The sequence below is a fragment of the Chromobacterium indicum genome, from assembly GCF_039708975.1.
Classification (GTDB): Bacteria; Pseudomonadota; Gammaproteobacteria; order Burkholderiales; family Chromobacteriaceae; genus Chromobacterium; species Chromobacterium piscinae.
Genome location: NZ_JAYFSJ010000028.1, coordinates 1 through 15,689, shown reverse-complemented (window position 1 = coordinate 15,689; position 15,689 = coordinate 1). Strand labels below are relative to the sequence as shown.

The window sequence follows — 15,689 nt, the reverse complement described above, 5'->3', positions numbered from 1 at the left end:
GGTCTGGCCGTCGCGGTGCCGGCGGTGCTGGGCTACAACTGGCTGGTGCGCCGCAACAAGCTGGTGCTGGACAACGTTCGCGTGGTGTCGGGCCGTCTGCACGCCAGCCTGCTGAACACCCCGAGCCGGTAATCGAATATGGCCCGTTACAAACGATTTGGCCACGGCAAGGGCGACGAGGACCAGGTACTGTCGGCGATCAACACCACGCCGCTGGTGGACGTGATGCTGGTGCTGCTGATCATCTTCCTGATCACGGTGCCGGTGGTGACGCAGACAGTGAAGATGACGCTGCCGAAAGAGCAGAACATCCCGACGCAGACCAAGCCGGAGAATGTGGTGCTGGGAGTGGGGCCGGACAGCCGCATCTACTGGAACATGTCGCCGGTGAAGGACCAGCAGGAATTGCTGGCGCGGCTGGTGAAGGAAGCGAAGAAAGATCCGCAGCCGGAAGTGCACATCCGCGGCGACGCGACGGCGAAGTACGCGCCAATCGGCCGCATCGTGCTGGCGGTGCAGCAGGCGGGGATCGTGAAGATCGCGTTCATCACGGAGCCGCCGGCGCCCGGCGGCGGCGAGTAGGAGAAGAGACATGGCGATGAATGTGGGGTCGTCGGGAGAAGACGACCTGATGATGGAAATCAACACCACGCCGTTGATCGACGTGATGTTGGTGATGCTGATCATGTTGATCATCACGATTCCGATCCAGACGCACGCGGTGAAGCTGGACATGCCGCAGAACACGCCGGCCAAGCCGTTGGCGAAGCCGGTGGTGGTGCAGATCGACATTGCGCCGGACAACGCGGTGATGTGGAACGGCGAGCGATTGCCGAACCGCGAGGAGCTGGAGACGAGGCTGTCGGCGGCGGGGAAGGCGGATCCTCAGCCGGAGCTGCACATCAAGCCGAACAAGGATGCGAGTTACGCGCCGGTGGCGATGGTGCTGGCGGAGTCGCAGCGTCTGGGATTGACGAAGCTGGGCATCGTCGGGTCGGAACAGTTCTTGCAATAGACGGTCTGTAAGGATCGGACAGGAAAGGCAGCTTCGGCTGCCTTTCTTTTCTCGAAGCACGCATGGAGAAGTTCAATGAAGATGAAAGCGTTGGCGTTGGCTCTGCTGCTGGCAGGCCAGGCATGGGCGCATGGCGTGTCTGGGATCGACGCCGCCAATTTCAATTCCAGCATCCGCCCGCAGGATGATATCTACTTGGCCGTCAACGGCAAGTGGCTGGATACGCATGAAATTCCGGCCAGCGAATCCTGGAGCGGCGCGTTCAAGGATCTGCGGGATCTGAGTGAAGCGCGGAGCCGCGAATTGATCGAGCAGGCTTCGGCAGGCCAGGCGAAGGATGGCAACGCGCGGAAGATCGGTGCCGCATACGCCAGCTTCATGGATGAGGCCGCGGCGGAGAAAAAGGGCTTGCAGCCGATCGAGCCTGATCTGCAGGCGATCACCCTGCTGGCGAGCCGCAATGAGCTGTTGAAATTGATCGGCGGCGGGCAGTCCGGCAACGTCAAGCTGCCGCTGGCCTTGTATGTGGGGATCGACGCCCACGACGCCACCGCGTATTTGCCTGATCTGTACCAGAGCGGCTTGCTGATGCCGGATCGAGACTACTACTTGGGCAAGGATGCGCGTTTCGCCAAAGCGCGGGATGCCTATCAGGTTTATCTGAGCCGCTTGTTCCGCCTGGCTGGATATGCGCAGCCGGAAAAGCGAGCCCAACGCGTTATCGCGCTGGAAACCAAGCTGGCGCAGCTGCAGCGCAGCAGGGTGGAAAACCGCGATCCGCAGAAAACCTACAACAAGACGACGCCGGCCCAACTGGCCAAGTTGGCGCCCAAGCTTGATTGGCAAGGCTTTTTGTCCGCGGCCGGCATGTCCGGGATAGCCGCGCTGAATGTCAGCCAGCCCGAGTACGTGGCGGGCTTGGCTAAGCTGCTGCGCAAGGAGCCGTTGCTGAATTGGCAGGATTATCTGATCGCGCATACGCTGGACGGCTATGCGCCATACCTGAGCAAGGCGATGGTCGATGCCCGTTTCGATTTCCACGGCAAGGCCTTGTCCGGCACGCCGGAGCAGCGGCCGCGCTGGAAGCGGGGCGTGCAGTTGGTGGAGTCATCCTTGGGTGAGGCGTTGGGGCAGTTGTATGTGTCCAAGTATTTCCCGCCGGAACACAAGCGCAAGATGGAGGAGCTGGTCGGCAATCTGATGCAGGCCTATCGTCAGAGCATCGATGGCTTGAGCTGGATGAGCCCAGCGACCAAGCAGGCTGCGCAGGTCAAGCTGTCCAAGTACATGTTGAAAATCGGCTATCCCGACCATTGGCGCGATTATTCCGGCCTGGAACTCAAGTCCGATGACCTGGTGGGCAACGTCAAGCGCGCCAATCAGTTCGATTACCAGTGGCAGCTGTCGCATCTGGGCAAGCCTGTGGACAGGACTGAGTGGGGCATGACGCCGCAGACGGTCAATGCTTATTACAATCCTTCCCAGAATGAAATCGTGTTCCCGGCCGCCATTCTGCAACCGCCGTTCTTCAATGCAGAGGCCGATGATGCTGTCAATTACGGTGGCATCGGCGCGGTGATCGGGCATGAGATCAGCCATGGCTTCGACGATCAGGGCAGCCAGTTCGATGCCGACGGCAATCTGCGGGACTGGTGGACGGCAGAGGACAAGGCTCGCTTCCATGAGTTGACCAGCAAGCTGGTGGCGCAATACGACGCCTATGAGCCGCTGCCGGGCAAGCACATCAACGGCAAGTTGACGCTGGGCGAGAATATCGCCGACAACGTGGGTCTGCAGATCGCCTACAAGGCTTACCAGTTGTCGCTTGGCGGCAAGCCAGCCCCGGTGATTGACGGCATGGGCGGCGATCAGCGATTTTTCTATGGTTTTGCCCAGGTTTGGCGCGGCAAGACCCGGGATGAGGCCATGTTGGCCAGGCTGGTATCCGATCCTCATTCGCCGGATGCGTTTCGGGCGATCGGCGCCACTTCAAACAGCGATGCTTTCCAGCACGCTTTCGAAGTGAAGCCGGGGGACAAGATGTATAAGCCGGAGGAGCAGCGTATCCGCATCTGGTAAGGCGGGTCTCAGCCCATCTCGTTTCGGGATAGGCTGAACGGGGGCAGGCGCCGAATTTGCGGATGCTTGCCCGCGTTTCGCGTGTGGGACGGTTTTGGCGGCGATGAGGCTGGTGGTTGATTTCTCGGCGTGGCGGGTCTTCAGCTGCTGAAGAAGGTGGATAATCTGACAATGGTATTGCTGTAATTGGTTTCGGTGCATACACTCCGTTGATGCACAAATTCAAGTCTTTCATCTTTGCCGCAGCCTTAACCGCTTGCGATTCGCATCAAATCAATCAGATAGCAAAATCCCCGGAAGTGAAACAGTTGGCCGCTCTGGGCGAGTCCATACTGTCATCGGCTGCGTCGCAGCAATCCGGAGGCGCGCCATCTCAAGTCAGGGCCGAGCCCTTGGTCAGCGGCGGCAAGGCGACCGGCCATCGCGATTTCGCCGCCGCCAAGCGCATTTTGCCGCGAGTGTACTCAGGCATGGAAGTGGACTTCTATTGCGGTTGCCGCTATGAGGGCAAGGCGGTCGATTGGCAGTCTTGCGGCTATCAGCCGCGCAAGTCTGAATCGCGCGCCAGCCGCATCGAGTGGGAGCATGTGGTGCCGGCATGGGTGCTAGGGCATCAGCGCCAGTGCTGGCAGCAGGGCGGCCGCAAGGCCTGCGGCGATCAGGATCCGTTGTTCCAGATGGCCGAGGGCGATCTGAACAATCTGGTCCCGGCGGTGGGCGAAGTTAACGGCGACCGCGCCAATTTCGCCTACGGCGCCTGGGAGATTCATCCCCGGCCCATTTATGGGCAGTGCCAATCTCTGGTGGATTTCAAGCAAAAGCGGTTCCAGCCGCGGGAAGAAGTGCGCGGCGCGGCGGCGCGCATCACTTTATACATGCATCAGCGCTATGGTTTGAGGATGAGTCAGCAGGACCGGCAGTTGATGTGCGCATGGGCGCGGCAACATCCGGTGGATGAATGGGAGCGCCAGCGCAACAAGCGAATCATGCAATGGCAGGGCGAGGGCAATTTCCTGGTTTCCCAGCCGGAGGAGTTGAACAGGGTTTGCGGCTGATCGATTTTGTTTGGTATCGACGATAAAAAACGCCACGGCATGCCGTGGCGTTTGGTTTTAAACAGCTTTGCTCAAGGCTTAGAAGGAAACCTTCATGCCAACGCCGAACGCTTGCGGGTCGTTGCCGGCAGTCAGCTTGGCGCCACCAGTTCCGAGTCCGCTGTCATACACGGGGTTGTTGGCGAAGTTGGCGTTCTGTTTCGCGTTGTTGGTGATCTTGGTGTAGTAAGCCACCAACTGGGTCGACTTAGACAGGTTGTAATAACCACCCAGCGTCCACTGCTTGGCCTTGAAGTCGTCGCCGTTGATGCCCGCGCCGACATTCTTTAGACGGCCCAGTTCGCCGTAGGACAGCTTGACCGATGCGGCGCCGAAATCCTGGCCCAGCGCGATCAGCCAGTCATCTTGTTTCAGCTGGCCGCCGCCAATCTGATCGAAGGAGCCCCATTCGTAGTTGCCGCCGATGAAGGTGCCGAAGTCAAATTTGTAGCTGGCGGCGATGCTGTAGAACGAGATGTTGGAGCCGGAATTGACAGAGGCAGTCGTGGTGTTGGCGGCAACGCCCTTATCGTACTGCTTGTCCCAAGCGGTGGCTAGATTCAAGGCACCCCAATTGTAACCCAAGCCTAGAGAAATGCGCTTGGCATCGGTGCCGCTGGCGCGAGCCTCATCCACGCCCCAAGAGCCACCCAGCGTGAAGCCAGCCCAGTTAGGAGAGAACCAGTGAATGGAATTGGCCATGCGAAGTTCGCCGCGGCTGTTGACGGAGTTCGCGCCAAAATTATCGGCGGTGGTGTTCACGAATACGTCGGTGCCCAGTGCGCTGTTGCTGCTGCCGGTGAATACTTTGTAAGCCGAGTCGTTTTGGCCCAGCAGCACTTTACCGAAGTCTGCATTGTCGATGCCGATGAAGGTGTTGCGAGTGCCGAAGGTCGCAGATTGGTTTTTGTCGTTAGTGCCGCCTTGCTCAAAGTTGCGTAGGCTGCTTTCAATCTGCCAAATTGCCTTGGTGCCACCACCCAGGTCTTCCCAACCTTTGAAGCCGATGCGGGAGTTTTCGTCCACTACGCGAGTACGAGAGCTGTACTCTGTGGCGCTACTGCCGCTGCCGGTTGCCTTTGCGGATTCGATGCCGCCGCTCATGAAACCGTAGATGGTCACGTCGGCGTGAGCCGCGACCGGGACGATGAACAGAGATGCAACGATGGCTGCCAGATTCTTCTTTTGCATGGTGAACTCCAAGTCAAGTCTGTGGTTCTGTTGTGAAGCAGTGAAGAGACCGTGTCCGGTTTTGGCAACGCTTGCACGGCTGCTTCACGACTTTGTATTAGTTTAGCCACAGAATATGACGGGAGTGTTGCGAAGACTGGTAAAAAGAGTGGTGTCGATGCGACGCCTGTTGCGATTATGCCGAAAACTTGTTCGGATAGACCTCGTCGATCAGTGTCCGACAATCGACTACGCGCAGGTCATTGTCTTTTGCAAAGTCCATCAGGAACTGAAAGATTTGCGGGTAGATTTTTTCCAGTTTTTTGTCCACGGCGACGCAACGCACGCCCTCCAGCAGCATGGGGCGAACAAAGGCATGGTAGGACAGCTTCTGATTGGTATCGAAGGAGGCCAGGATGCCGGCCAGTCGCTCGGCCCAATCGCTGGGGCGGAAAGTGCGGCCTTCTGAGGTCAGGCCCTGGATCACGATTTCGTACGGATTGCAGATCATGGCGGTGGAACCAGTGTGTTTGCTTTTGGTGTAGCCTGTTTTGTTGTCCGTGCTAAGACGTTTTTTCTAGGCCGACGACTTTTACTTATGCGAAAGTTTCGTGATCATACCTGAAAATCATATGCGCTTGAATGGTGGCAGCGAAGCCAGCAGCTTTTTGCCGTAACTTTGTCGCGTCAAGCGGTTGTCCAGAATGGTCACCCGACCGTAATCGCGTTCGGTTCTGATCAAACGGCCCACGGCTTGCACCAGCTTGATCGATGCTTCCGGCACCGTCAGCTCGATGAAGGGGTTGCCGCCGCGCTTCTCGATCCAGCGGGACAGCGTCTTGCCCACCGGGTCGTCCGGCATCGCGAACGGCAACTTGGCGATGATCACGTGCACGCAGCTCTCTCCCGGCAGGTCCAGTCCTTCCGAAAACGAATCCAGCCCGAAAATCACGCTGGCCTGCTGGTCTTTCAGGCGCTGATGGTGCGTGTCCAGCAGCGTGCGCTTGGGAATGTCGCCCTGGATCAGCAGTCTTTCCCGCAAGCTTGCGGGCAGACCTGCGCCGACTTCCTGCATCTGTTTGCGGGACGAGAACAGCACCAGTGTGCCCACCGGCTCTTTCAGGTCGATCAGCTTGGGCAGCCATTCGATGATTTCGCGGGTATGGCCGCCGGGGTCTTTGGGGCTGGCCAGCAGCGGCGGCAGGTAGAGTTCGCCCTGCTCGTCGAAGTTGAACGGCGACTCCAGCGCCATGCAGCTGACCTTGGGCAGCCATTTCAGGCCGGTCTGCGACAGCAGCAGCTCGAAATCGCCGAGCGAGCGCAGCGTGGCGGATGTCAGGATGGCGCCGGCGGCGCGGCGCCACAGCGTGGCGGCCAGGCTGGCGGCGGCGCTGACCGGCGAGGCCGAGAACAGATAGTCGCCCTTGCCCTCGGCGCGGCGGGTGATCCATTTGGCGATCGGCGGCGCGTTCTCCGGGGTTTCAGTATCGAACAGATCCCATACCGCCATCAATTGCTCGGCGCGGCCGATCAGGAAACCCAGCTCGGTGGCGGTTTTGTCCAGATCCACGTCGCCGCTCTTGTCCTTGCGGGCTTCGGACAGCGCGTTGCCCATGTCGTCCAGCTGCTTGGACAGCGCGCGGGCGGAGATGGCCATATTGGCCGCCGAGGTTTTTAGCCGTTCCGGCAATACGCCGTCTTCGATCAGCCAGGATGGCTCCAGGTTATCGCTGCTGGCGGCCAGGGAGTCTTCGCTGCCCAGCAGCCATTGCCACTCGGTCAGCGTTTCCACGCAGGCGGCGGCGGAATCGATCGCGTTGCTGGCGAGTTCAGCCTTGCCGGTGTGCGCTTCGGCATGCACGACCACCGCGCCCACTTTGTCCAGCCAGCCTAGCGCCTGGCCCAGCGAATGCTCGGCGGCGAACTGGTTGACCGCTTTTTTCGCCAGATGGTGCGCCTCGTCTATGCAGTAGAAGCTTTCCTCTGGAGCGGGCAGGATCACGCCGCCTCCCATCGAGACGTCGGCCAGCATCAGGTCGTGGTTGGCCACTACCACATCGACGTTTTCAAGGGTGTCGCGGGCGAGGTAGAACGGGCATTCGACGCGGTTGGGGCAGGCGGTTTTCAGGCAGCCGTGGCGGTCGTTGGTGACGCGCGCCCACAGGCCGTCCTCCACGATGCTGTCCCAGGTGTCGCGGTCGCCGTTCCATTTGCGGTAATGGAAGGCGTCGGCCATCGCGCTCAGCGCGTCCAGCTCGGCCTGTTCCGGCTTGTGGTCCCACAGCGCCATCATCGGGTCGGGCTGCAGCAGGCTCTGCTGCGAGTGCTGGGCGGTGAGACCGTACAGGCGATACGGGCACAGATAGCGGCCGCGGCCCTTGGCCAGAGCGAAGGTCAGCGGCAGACCGCTGTTTTCGACGACGAAGGGCAGGTCGCGGTTGACCAGTTGTTCCTGCAGCGCCACGGTGGCGCTGGTGACTACCAGCTTTTTGCCGCGCGCGCGCGCCATCACGCCGCCAGCCAGCAAATAGGCCAAGCTCTTGCCGACGCCGGTAGGGCCCTCGATCACCGTGATGCTCTCGCCTTCGCGCTCCGGCCAGTCGTCGCCGACCTTTTCCTGCGCGCGCGACAAGGCATTGGCGATTTCAGCCAGCATGCGGCGTTGCGAGGCGCGCGGCCGGAAGCCCGGCAGGCGGTCGGAAATGGCGCGGTAATGGTCGCGGATGGAGTCTTTTTCGGCGTCGGTCAGCATGGGCGCGATTGTACCGCATGCGACCGTTGTGCGCCTGCATAATGACGGCGGGCACAAGATGTGGATAGGATAGGAGACAAACAAAAATACAGAACAGCGCGTACGTCCGGACAGACGCTAAAAACAAGTGCGCGGCAAACAGCAAGAGGAGAAACCTTCATGAAACCCGTTAGCCGCGTTGTCGTGGTCAGCGACGATGTGACATGGCAGGCCGAAGTGCTGGCCGGTCTGGGAGCCGCCGCGGTGCGGCTGGAGAATTCATTTGGCCTGACCTTCGTCCCCGCCTGCACCACGGCGGAGACGATGGATCTGATCGCCCACGACGGCGAAGTCCAGGTGGTATTGGTGGATCGGCAGCTGAAAGGCACCGCCAACGGCGAGGCCGCGGCCCAGCTGGCGAACCGCATCAGCGATTTCCGTCCGGAGATCTCGCTCTATGTCTTCCTGCAGGACGACGACGAGCGCGCGCTGGTGGAGGAGCTGGCCAGCCATGCGGTGGATGGCTATTTCTACCGCGACGAGGCCGATTTCAACGGCTGGTTCCGCATTCTGGTGGCGGAGCTGGCGGAAAAGTCGGCGACGCCGTTCTACGACAAGCTCAAGCAATACGTGCGGATGGCCAAGGATTCCTGGCACACGCCTGGCCATTCCGGCGGCGATTCGCTGAAAGGCAGCAACTGGGTCGGCGATTTCCACGATTTCGTCGGCGAGCATCTGCTGCGGGCGGATTTGTCGGTATCGGTGCCGATGCTGGATTCGCTGCTGCACCCGACCGGCGTCATCGCCGAGGCGCAGATGCTGGCGGCCAAGGCGTTTGGCGCGCGCAAGACCTATTTCGCCACCAACGGCACCTCCACCTCCAATAAGGTGATCTTCCAGACGCTGCTGGCACCGGGCGACAAGTTGCTGCTGGACCGAAACTGTCACAAGTCGGTGCATCACGGCGTGATCCTGTCCGGCGCGCGGCCGGTGTATCTGGATTCGTCTATCAACCGCCAGTACGGCATCTTCGGTCCAGTGCCCAAGACCACCATCTACCAGGCGATTGACGACAATCCGGACGCGCGGGTGCTGATCCTCACCTCATGCACTTACGATGGCCTGCGTTACGACCTCAAGCCCATCATCGAGGCCGCGCACGAGAAGGGCATCAAGGTGATCGTCGACGAGGCCTGGTATGGTTTCGCGCGCTTCCACCCCGCGTTCCGGCCGACGGCGCTGGAATCGGGCGCCGACTATGTGACCCAGAGCACGCACAAGGTGCTGTCGGCGTTCTCGCAGGCCAGCATGATCCACGTCAACGACCCGCGTTTCGACGAGCACCTGTTCCGCGAGAACTTCAACATGCACGCGTCCACCAGTCCGCAGTACAGCCTGATCGCCAGCCTGGACGTGGCGCGCAAGCAGGCGGTGACGGAAGGCTACAGACTGCTGGACCGCACCTTGAAGCTGGCGCAGGAGCTGCGCGAGAAAATCAACTCCACCGGTGCTTTCCGCGTGCTGGAACTCGACGATCTGCTGCCGCCGGAGGTGCAGGAGGACGGCATTCTGCTGGATCCGACCAAGCTGACGGTCGATTTCAGCCGCTCCGGCTTCACCGCCGACGAGTTGCAGCAGGCGCTGTTCGAGCGCTACAACATCCAGGTGGAGAAATCGACGTTCAGCACCATCACCCTGCTGCTGACCATAGGCACCACCCGCAGCAAGTTGTCCCGCCTGTACGACGCGATGCTGCGCCTGGCCAAGGAAGGGCGTCCGCCGCGGGCGCTGGGGCGCATGCCGGAAATTCCGCATTTCTCGCGCCTGGCCTGCCTGCCGCGCGACGCTTTCTACGAGGCCGGCGAGAGGCTGCCGCTGCTGGACGACGATGGCCGGCCGAACCCGGCGCTTAGCGGGCGGGTGTGTTGCGACCAGATCGTGCCGTATCCGCCGGGCATCCCGGTGCTGGTGCCGGGGCAGGTGGTGGATGACACCATCCTGGCCTATCTGGCGCGGCTGCAGAAGACGCAGAAGAGCATCGAGATGCATGGTTTGGCGGAGGATGGCGGAGAGTTTTATCTGCGCGTGCTGAAGCCGCAGGAGCTGGCGGAATTGCCGGGACGCAGTTTGTTCAATTGAATGCTTGTCAGGCAGGAGGATTTCCGATAAATATAACAAATGTCGCATTTCTGTAAATCATGCCTTTGTATTTGCAGGGGGCGATACTTTGTAAAGTGACTTGAGACTAGCGTGTAGTAATGTGCCGTTGCGCATGAAACCACCTCTCGGTGTTGCACGCGCAGCGGCCTCTTTTTTTGATTGGAGCATCATGACGTCCGTAAGGCATTACCTTCAGTTCAGCGACCTTTCCCCCGACGAGTACCACCATCTCTTCGAGCGAAGCCGGGTCCTGAAGCGACGACAAAGCGCCGGCGAATTGCATCGGCCGCTGGTCGGCAAGGTGATGTCCATGGTGTTCGAAAAGAATTCCACCCGTACCCGCGTCTCTTTCGAGGCCGGCATGGCGCAGCTGGGCGGCCACGCGATGTTCCTGGACACCAAGAGCTCGCAGATCGGCCGAGGCGAGCCGATCGAGGACACGGCGCGCGTGCTGTCCCGGATGAGCGACATCATCATGATCCGGACCTTCGAGCAGAGTCTGGTCGAGCGGCTGGCCGCGCATTCCCGCGCGCCGGTGATCAATGGCCTGACCAACGAGTACCACCCGTGCCAGATATTGGCCGACATCTTCACCTATGTGGAGCGGCGCGGTTCGATCAAGGGCAAGATCGTGGCCTGGATCGGCGACGGCAACAATGTCTGCCGCACCTGGCTGCAGGCCGCGCGCGTGCTCGGTTTCAAGCTGAGGGTGGCGTCGCCGCTCGGTTACGAGCTGAAGCCGCTGGACGGCCATTATTACGGCTCGGACGTGCTGGAACTGACCCAGGATCCGGTACGCGCCGCGCACGGCGCCGACATCGTCACCACCGACGTGTTCACCAGCATGGGCTTCGAGGCCGAGCAGAAGGCCCGCCTGGAGGCTTTCTCCGGCTACCAGGTGACGGCGGAGCTGATGAAGCATGCCAAACCGGACGCGCTGTTCCTGCACTGCCTGCCCGCGCATCGCGGCGAGGAAGTGGCGGCCGAGGTGATAGACGGTCCGCAGAGCGTGGTCTGGGATGAGGCTGAAAACCGCATGCACGTGCAAAAGGCCCTGATCGAATATCTGTTGCTGGGGCACCGCGAGGACTGAGTCCCGCCCGGCAATCGATAAACAAACAACGAGTGGAAAGAGAAGCAATGTCTGACATCAAGAAAGTGGTTTTGGCGTATTCCGGCGGTCTGGATACCTCGGTGATCCTCAAGTGGCTGCAGGACGAGTACAAGTGCGAAGTGGTGACCTTCACCGCCGACATCGGCCAGGGCGAGGAAGTGGAGCCGGCGCGCCAGAAGGCGGTGTCGCTGGGCATCAAGCCGGAGAACATCTTCATCGAGGACCTGCGTGAAGAGTTCGTCCGCGACTACGTCTTCCCGATGTTCCGCGCCAATACCATTTACGAAGGCGAGTACCTGCTGGGCACTTCCATCGCCCGGCCGCTGATCGCCAAGCGCCAGATCGAAATCGCGAACCAAGTGGGCGCCGACGCCGTATCTCACGGCGCCACAGGCAAGGGCAATGACCAGGTCCGCTTCGAGCTGGGCTATTACGCGCTGAAGCCGGACGTGAAGGTGATCTCGCCGTGGCGCGAGTGGGATCTGCTGTCGCGCGAGAAATTGCTGGCCTATGCCGAAACCCACGGCATCGACATCAGCAAGAAGAAAAACGGCGGCAGCCCGTACTCGATGGACGCCAATCTGCTGCATATCTCCTATGAAGGCACGGTGCTGGAGGACCCGGCACAGGAGCCGGAAGAGGATATGTGGCTGTGGAGCGTGAGCCCGGAGAATGCGCCGGACCAGGCTGAGTACGTGGAGCTGGAATACCGCAATGGCGACATCGTCGCCGTCGGCGGCCAGGCGCTGAGCCCGGCCGCGGTGCTGACCGAGCTGAATCGTCTGGGCAACAAGCACGGCATCGGCCGACTGGACATCGTCGAGAACCGCTATGTCGGCATGAAGTCGCGCGGCTGCTATGAAACCCCGGGCGGCACCATCATGCTGAAGGCGCACCGCGCCATCGAGTCCATCACTCTGGACCGCGAAGTGGCTCACTTGAAGGATGAGCTGATGCCGAAGTACGCGCAGCTGATCTACACCGGCTACTGGTGGAGTCCGGAGCGCGCGATGCTGCAACAGATGATCGACGCCTCTCAAGCCACGGTGAACGGCTGGGTGCGGCTGAAGTTGTACAAGGGCAATGTGATCGTCGTTGGCCGCGAGTCCAAGACCGATTCGCTGTTCGATCCGACCATCGCCACCTTCGACGAGGATGGCGGCGCTTACAACCACGCCGACGCGGCCGGCTTTATCCGCCTGAACGCGCTGCGGATGCGCATCGCCGCCAATGCGCGGAGCAAGCGCGGCTGATACAATTGATTCATACCGTTGACATGGCGGCCATCCGGCCGCCATTTTTCGTTCTTTAAGCAGGTAGGGTGAGGTGTCGCGCATGCGAGCGAGCAGTTGGATACCGTGGGTTTTCGTCGTGTTATGGAGCACTGGGTTCACCGGCGCCAAGCTCGGTTTGCCGTATTGCGGGCCGTTTACTTTCCTGGCGATCCGGATGGCGCTGACTTTGCTGTGCTTCGCGGCTTTACTGGCCGTGCTGCGTCCCGCCTGGCCGACGCTCGCGCAGGCCCGGCAACAGTGGGTGAGCGGCGGCATGCTGCATGGCGGCTATCTGGGTTGCCTGTTCGCGGCGATCAAGTTGGGCGTGCCAGCCGGCCTGGCGGCGCTGATCATGGGCATGCAACCATTGTTGACCGCCCTGATTTCCTGGCGGCTTGGCGAGAAGCGTTTTCGCGCCATCCAATGGCTGGGCATGGCGTTGGGGCTTGCCGGCACGGCGCTGGTGATCGCGGGCAGCAAGGGCGTAGCTCTGGCTGGCGGCGCCGGAGCGGCCTTTGTGATCGCCGGCTTGCTGCTGATTACTGGCGGCACGCTATACCAGCGTTACCGCGGCGGCGGCGTGCATCCGGTCGCGGGTGCGTTTCACCAGTATCTGTCCGCGCTGGCGGTGACTGGCGCACTGGCCTTGCTGTTCGAGCGGGGAGTGCCGGTGGTGTGGAGCGGAGAGTTCATCTTCGCCTTGGGCTGGAGTGTGACGATGTTGTCGGTGCTGGCGGTTCTGCTGTTGTTGCGCATGCTGCGCGACGGCGATGTCAGCCGGGTAGCGGCCTATCTCTATCTGGTGCCGGGCCTGACAGCCGTCCAGGCCTGGTGGTTGTTCGACGAGCGCTTGAGCCCGGCCGCGATGGGGGGTATCGTACTGGCAGCCGTCGGCGTGGCCTTGGTGTTGCGCGGCGGAGATTTTCGTTTACCGGGCCGTCCCGCCAGCGGCGGGCGCGCTTGAATAGAGGTGTCAAACGTGTCGGAAGAGCAATTCACCAATATCTCGCTGGTGGTGTGCCTGACTGGGCTGATCATTTTCATGGGCTTCATCATCTGGGACTTGGGCAAGAAGTCCAAGGCCGGAAAGACTGGCATGATCGTTTTGTTTCTGGTGCTGGGGTTTGGCGTCACCGGATTTGTCTTCAAGAACATCCTGGTGGAGTTTATGCTGAGCAAGTAGGCATGGCTGTGGATTTGGGTGGAAGGTTTCGCCCGGCTGAAGGTTTAAAAGCCAAGCCCCGCATTGCGCGGGGCTTGGCTTTTTTCAGAGGGTCAGGCGATTTTGGCGCAGAGCGCCGTGTCGGTTCTGGGCTTGCGGACCTCCGGATGGTCAATGCGCACCACCTGCATCATCGCCATGTCCTTCAGGCGGCGGCGCAAGGGATGAGTGTCGGCCGCGGCCTCAACAATGCCCTCGGCTTCGTCGACTGAAGCCTGCTGATTATCCTGAATCTGCTGTTTCTCGAACCAGGTCAGGGGGCGCTGCAGGATGGCCTCCAACGGCTCATCCAGTTCGAAGTTGCTGTCAAGCATGGCACTCACCTCTTTGGAAGGGGTCTCCGCCTTTGGCTGATGGCTGGGGCGGGCTGAACATTGCCCTTGTATCTTACGAGGCTAGAGGTGTTTTGTTTATAAGTAGGAACCGCTAGTTTTACGGGAAATGTCCGGAAGAACAGTAATTTAGTGCGCTTGTCTGACAGTGTAATCTGTCAGCGGGCTGCGGCGGACGATGATCGGTAAGCTGATCCTGTATTCATGACAGGAGGACTGATCATCATGTTTGGCAAGTTGCGCGATTACCGCTTGTATGTGCTGATTCTGCCCGCTTTGGCGGGCTTGTGCTGGATAGACCGCGTCGTCGCCGTCACCTGGCTGCAGCTGGGCCTGGCTTTGCCGGTGCTGGTGGGCGTGGCGTTGCTGCTGCGCAAGGTGTTGTTCCATTCCGATGTCAGCCAGGCGGCCGATCTGGCGCTGGCTTCGCCGGTGGGGGCGTCGCTGGTGGTGCTGGCCGACAGGCTGTTCATGGCCGCCGTGTTGCTGGCGGGCGTGCTGTGGCTGCGGGGCTGAGCGTCGGCGCTCTGGCCTTGCTGCCGCTGTTGAATGCCGCCGCGACGCAGCATTGGCCTGACATGCCGTCGCGTTCCGTGCTGGCGGCCCAGGTGGAGCAGGAGAGCGGATGGCGCGAGCGGGCGGTGCTGAAGACTTCCCGCGAGTATGGCGCCGGGCTCGGCCAGTTCACCAAGGCGTATCGGGCAGATGGCGGCGTGCGCTTCGACGCGATCCGGGAGATGGCGGCGCGCCATCCGGAGCTGCGGGGCTGGGGCTGGCAGAACGCCTTCGATCCTCATTATCAGCTGACGGCGATGGTGCTGAAAAATCGCGATAACTATCGGCTGATCCGTTGGGCGGAAGGCGAGGATAGGCTGGCGATGATGGACGCCGCCTACAATTCCGGCTTCGGCTCGGTGCTGCAGCGCCGCCGCTTGTGCGCCAATATGGCGGCTTGCGATCCGGCGCGCTGGTTCGGCGGGCTGGACAAGGCCAGCGGCCAGTCCAGGCGCCGGCGGGCCGGTTACGGGCAGTCCTTCGCCGACATCACCAACACCCATGTCCGCAACGTGATGGTGGTCAGAAGGGTCAAGTATCGGTCTTATTTCGGCGAGGCGGTCGGATCGCGTTGAGCTGGGTGGCGGCTCCTTTGGGGCCGTTTTCCTGCATCAGGTATCCGGTAAATGGCGGCTGCCAATAGAGATTCTGAATAAATTCAGTGCCATCGATGGAATCTTACGTATGGCTGGGTGGTTTGTAGATGCGTGAATTTTAAATCTATTGGCATTTTTAAATGAAAATAATTTATTTATTTTAACTTTCTCTGTCATTGAAGTTTTATGGTGAAATAATATTTCTTTTCGCAAAAATGGCTAAACTGTTTCAGAAATCCAGGGATAAGACTGTTATGTCGATTTGATTATTCCTGGAGGGCGGTATGGTTGCAGTGGTGACAGGCGCGGGGCTGGGTTTGCACAACGGTTCGCTGGCGGCGCTGGGC

15 protein-coding genes are annotated in these 15,689 nt (G+C 60.7%); 11 read left to right on the top strand and 4 right to left on the bottom strand.

Annotated elements, in window-relative coordinates:
* Nucleotides 1-138: 138 nt before the first annotated feature.
* The 4 genes from VA599_RS23895 (at nt 139) to VA599_RS23880 (ending at nt 4,149) form a co-directional block, all read left to right on the top strand.
* Entirely contained in the window at nt 139-582 is a 444-nt protein-coding gene (locus VA599_RS23895; protein ID WP_046159195.1) for an ExbD/TolR family protein, read from the top strand.
* A 10-nt stretch (nt 583-592) separates the two neighbouring features.
* Nucleotides 593-1,015 carry an ExbD/TolR family protein gene (locus VA599_RS23890; protein ID WP_346790976.1) on the top strand — a complete coding sequence of 141 codons (423 nt, stop codon included), beginning with the start codon at nt 593-595 and terminating at the stop codon, nt 1,013-1,015.
* A gap of 75 nt (nt 1,016-1,090) precedes the next feature.
* Entirely contained in the window at nt 1,091-3,094 is a 2,004-nt protein-coding gene (locus VA599_RS23885; RefSeq protein WP_346790974.1) for a M13 family metallopeptidase, read from the top strand.
* Between the two features lie 299 nt (nt 3,095-3,393).
* Complete coding sequence (locus tag VA599_RS23880) at nt 3,394-4,149, top strand: endonuclease (RefSeq protein ID WP_346790973.1); 756 nt, start codon at nt 3,394-3,396, stop codon at nt 4,147-4,149.
* 78 nt (nt 4,150-4,227) lie between these two features.
* Here the strand turns inward: VA599_RS23880 and VA599_RS23875 are convergent, their stop codons facing one another.
* The 3 genes from VA599_RS23875 to dinG all read right to left on the bottom strand — a co-directional run bounded on the left by VA599_RS23875 (nt 4,228) and on the right by dinG (nt 8,110).
* On the bottom strand, nt 4,228-5,379 hold the full coding sequence (locus tag VA599_RS23875) for a porin (protein ID WP_104946910.1): 1,152 nt from the start codon (nt 5,377-5,379) through the stop codon (nt 4,228-4,230).
* Nucleotides 5,380-5,554: 175 nt separating this feature from the next.
* Entirely contained in the window at nt 5,555-5,869 is a 315-nt protein-coding gene (locus VA599_RS23870) for a DUF3579 domain-containing protein (protein ID WP_046167115.1), read from the bottom strand.
* Between the two features lie 117 nt (nt 5,870-5,986).
* Nucleotides 5,987-8,110: an ATP-dependent DNA helicase DinG gene (gene dinG, locus VA599_RS23865; protein WP_346790970.1), complete on the bottom strand. Its 2,124-nt coding sequence runs from the start codon at nt 8,108-8,110 to the stop codon at nt 5,987-5,989.
* 159 nt (nt 8,111-8,269) lie between these two features.
* Here dinG and VA599_RS23860 point away from each other — a divergent pair, with 159 nt between their 5' ends.
* The 5 genes from VA599_RS23860 to VA599_RS23840 all read left to right on the top strand — a co-directional run bounded on the left by VA599_RS23860 (nt 8,270) and on the right by VA599_RS23840 (nt 13,820).
* Nucleotides 8,270-10,228 carry an aminotransferase class I/II-fold pyridoxal phosphate-dependent enzyme gene (locus tag VA599_RS23860; protein ID WP_346790968.1) on the top strand — a complete coding sequence of 653 codons (1,959 nt, stop codon included), beginning with the start codon at nt 8,270-8,272 and terminating at the stop codon, nt 10,226-10,228.
* Between the two features lie 190 nt (nt 10,229-10,418).
* Nucleotides 10,419-11,342: an ornithine carbamoyltransferase gene (gene argF, locus VA599_RS23855; RefSeq protein ID WP_104946911.1), complete on the top strand. Its 924-nt coding sequence runs from the start codon at nt 10,419-10,421 to the stop codon at nt 11,340-11,342.
* Nucleotides 11,343-11,389: 47 nt separating this feature from the next.
* Nucleotides 11,390-12,616, top strand: a complete 1,227-nt coding sequence (locus VA599_RS23850; RefSeq protein ID WP_346790967.1) for an argininosuccinate synthase — start codon at nt 11,390-11,392, stop codon at nt 12,614-12,616.
* An 82-nt stretch (nt 12,617-12,698) separates the two neighbouring features.
* On the top strand, nt 12,699-13,601 hold the full coding sequence (locus VA599_RS23845; RefSeq protein ID WP_346790965.1) for a DMT family transporter: 903 nt from the start codon (nt 12,699-12,701) through the stop codon (nt 13,599-13,601).
* 15 nt (nt 13,602-13,616) lie between these two features.
* Nucleotides 13,617-13,820 (top strand): DUF2788 domain-containing protein, encoded by a 204-nt coding sequence (locus VA599_RS23840; RefSeq protein ID WP_021478097.1) that lies wholly within the window; start codon nt 13,617-13,619, stop codon nt 13,818-13,820.
* A 92-nt stretch (nt 13,821-13,912) separates the two neighbouring features.
* Here VA599_RS23840 and VA599_RS23835 read toward each other — a convergent pair whose 3' ends face one another.
* Nucleotides 13,913-14,173 carry a hypothetical protein gene (locus VA599_RS23835; protein WP_021478096.1) on the bottom strand — a complete coding sequence of 87 codons (261 nt, stop codon included), beginning with the start codon at nt 14,171-14,173 and terminating at the stop codon, nt 13,913-13,915.
* A 243-nt stretch (nt 14,174-14,416) separates the two neighbouring features.
* On the opposite strand from VA599_RS23835, the gene VA599_RS23830 reads away from it, so the two are divergent.
* Both VA599_RS23830 and VA599_RS23825 read left to right on the top strand, forming a co-directional pair.
* Nucleotides 14,417-14,707 carry a hypothetical protein gene (locus tag VA599_RS23830; RefSeq protein ID WP_046158933.1) on the top strand — a complete coding sequence of 97 codons (291 nt, stop codon included), beginning with the start codon at nt 14,417-14,419 and terminating at the stop codon, nt 14,705-14,707.
* A complete protein-coding gene (locus VA599_RS23825) occupies nt 14,692-15,321 on the top strand; it encodes a transglycosylase SLT domain-containing protein (RefSeq protein ID WP_346790964.1) in 630 nt (209 codons plus the stop codon). Before VA599_RS23830 ends, VA599_RS23825 begins: the two co-directional genes overlap by 16 nt.
* Nucleotides 15,322-15,689: the final 368 nt, after the last annotated feature.

What these genes read in the sequence shown, in the direction of transcription:
- VA599_RS23835 (WP_021478096.1), bottom strand. Translation starts at nt 14,173, where the DNA reads ATGCTTGACAGCAACTTCGAACTGGATGAGCCGTTGGAGGCCATCCTG.
- VA599_RS23860 (WP_346790968.1), top strand. Translation starts at nt 8,270, where the DNA reads ATGAAACCCGTTAGCCGCGTTGTCGTGGTCAGCGACGATGTGACATGG.
- VA599_RS23870 (WP_046167115.1), bottom strand. Translation starts at nt 5,869, where the DNA reads ATGATCTGCAATCCGTACGAAATCGTGATCCAGGGCCTGACCTCAGAA.
- argF (WP_104946911.1), top strand. Translation starts at nt 10,419, where the DNA reads ATGACGTCCGTAAGGCATTACCTTCAGTTCAGCGACCTTTCCCCCGAC.
- VA599_RS23875 (WP_104946910.1), bottom strand. Translation starts at nt 5,379, where the DNA reads ATGCAAAAGAAGAATCTGGCAGCCATCGTTGCATCTCTGTTCATCGTC.
- dinG (WP_346790970.1), bottom strand. Translation starts at nt 8,110, where the DNA reads ATGCTGACCGACGCCGAAAAAGACTCCATCCGCGACCATTACCGCGCC.
- VA599_RS23845 (WP_346790965.1), top strand. Translation starts at nt 12,699, where the DNA reads ATGCGAGCGAGCAGTTGGATACCGTGGGTTTTCGTCGTGTTATGGAGC.
- VA599_RS23890 (WP_346790976.1), top strand. Translation starts at nt 593, where the DNA reads ATGGCGATGAATGTGGGGTCGTCGGGAGAAGACGACCTGATGATGGAA.
- VA599_RS23885 (WP_346790974.1), top strand. Translation starts at nt 1,091, where the DNA reads ATGAAGATGAAAGCGTTGGCGTTGGCTCTGCTGCTGGCAGGCCAGGCA.
- VA599_RS23830 (WP_046158933.1), top strand. Translation starts at nt 14,417, where the DNA reads ATGTTTGGCAAGTTGCGCGATTACCGCTTGTATGTGCTGATTCTGCCC.
- VA599_RS23895 (WP_046159195.1), top strand. Translation starts at nt 139, where the DNA reads ATGGCCCGTTACAAACGATTTGGCCACGGCAAGGGCGACGAGGACCAG.
- VA599_RS23850 (WP_346790967.1), top strand. Translation starts at nt 11,390, where the DNA reads ATGTCTGACATCAAGAAAGTGGTTTTGGCGTATTCCGGCGGTCTGGAT.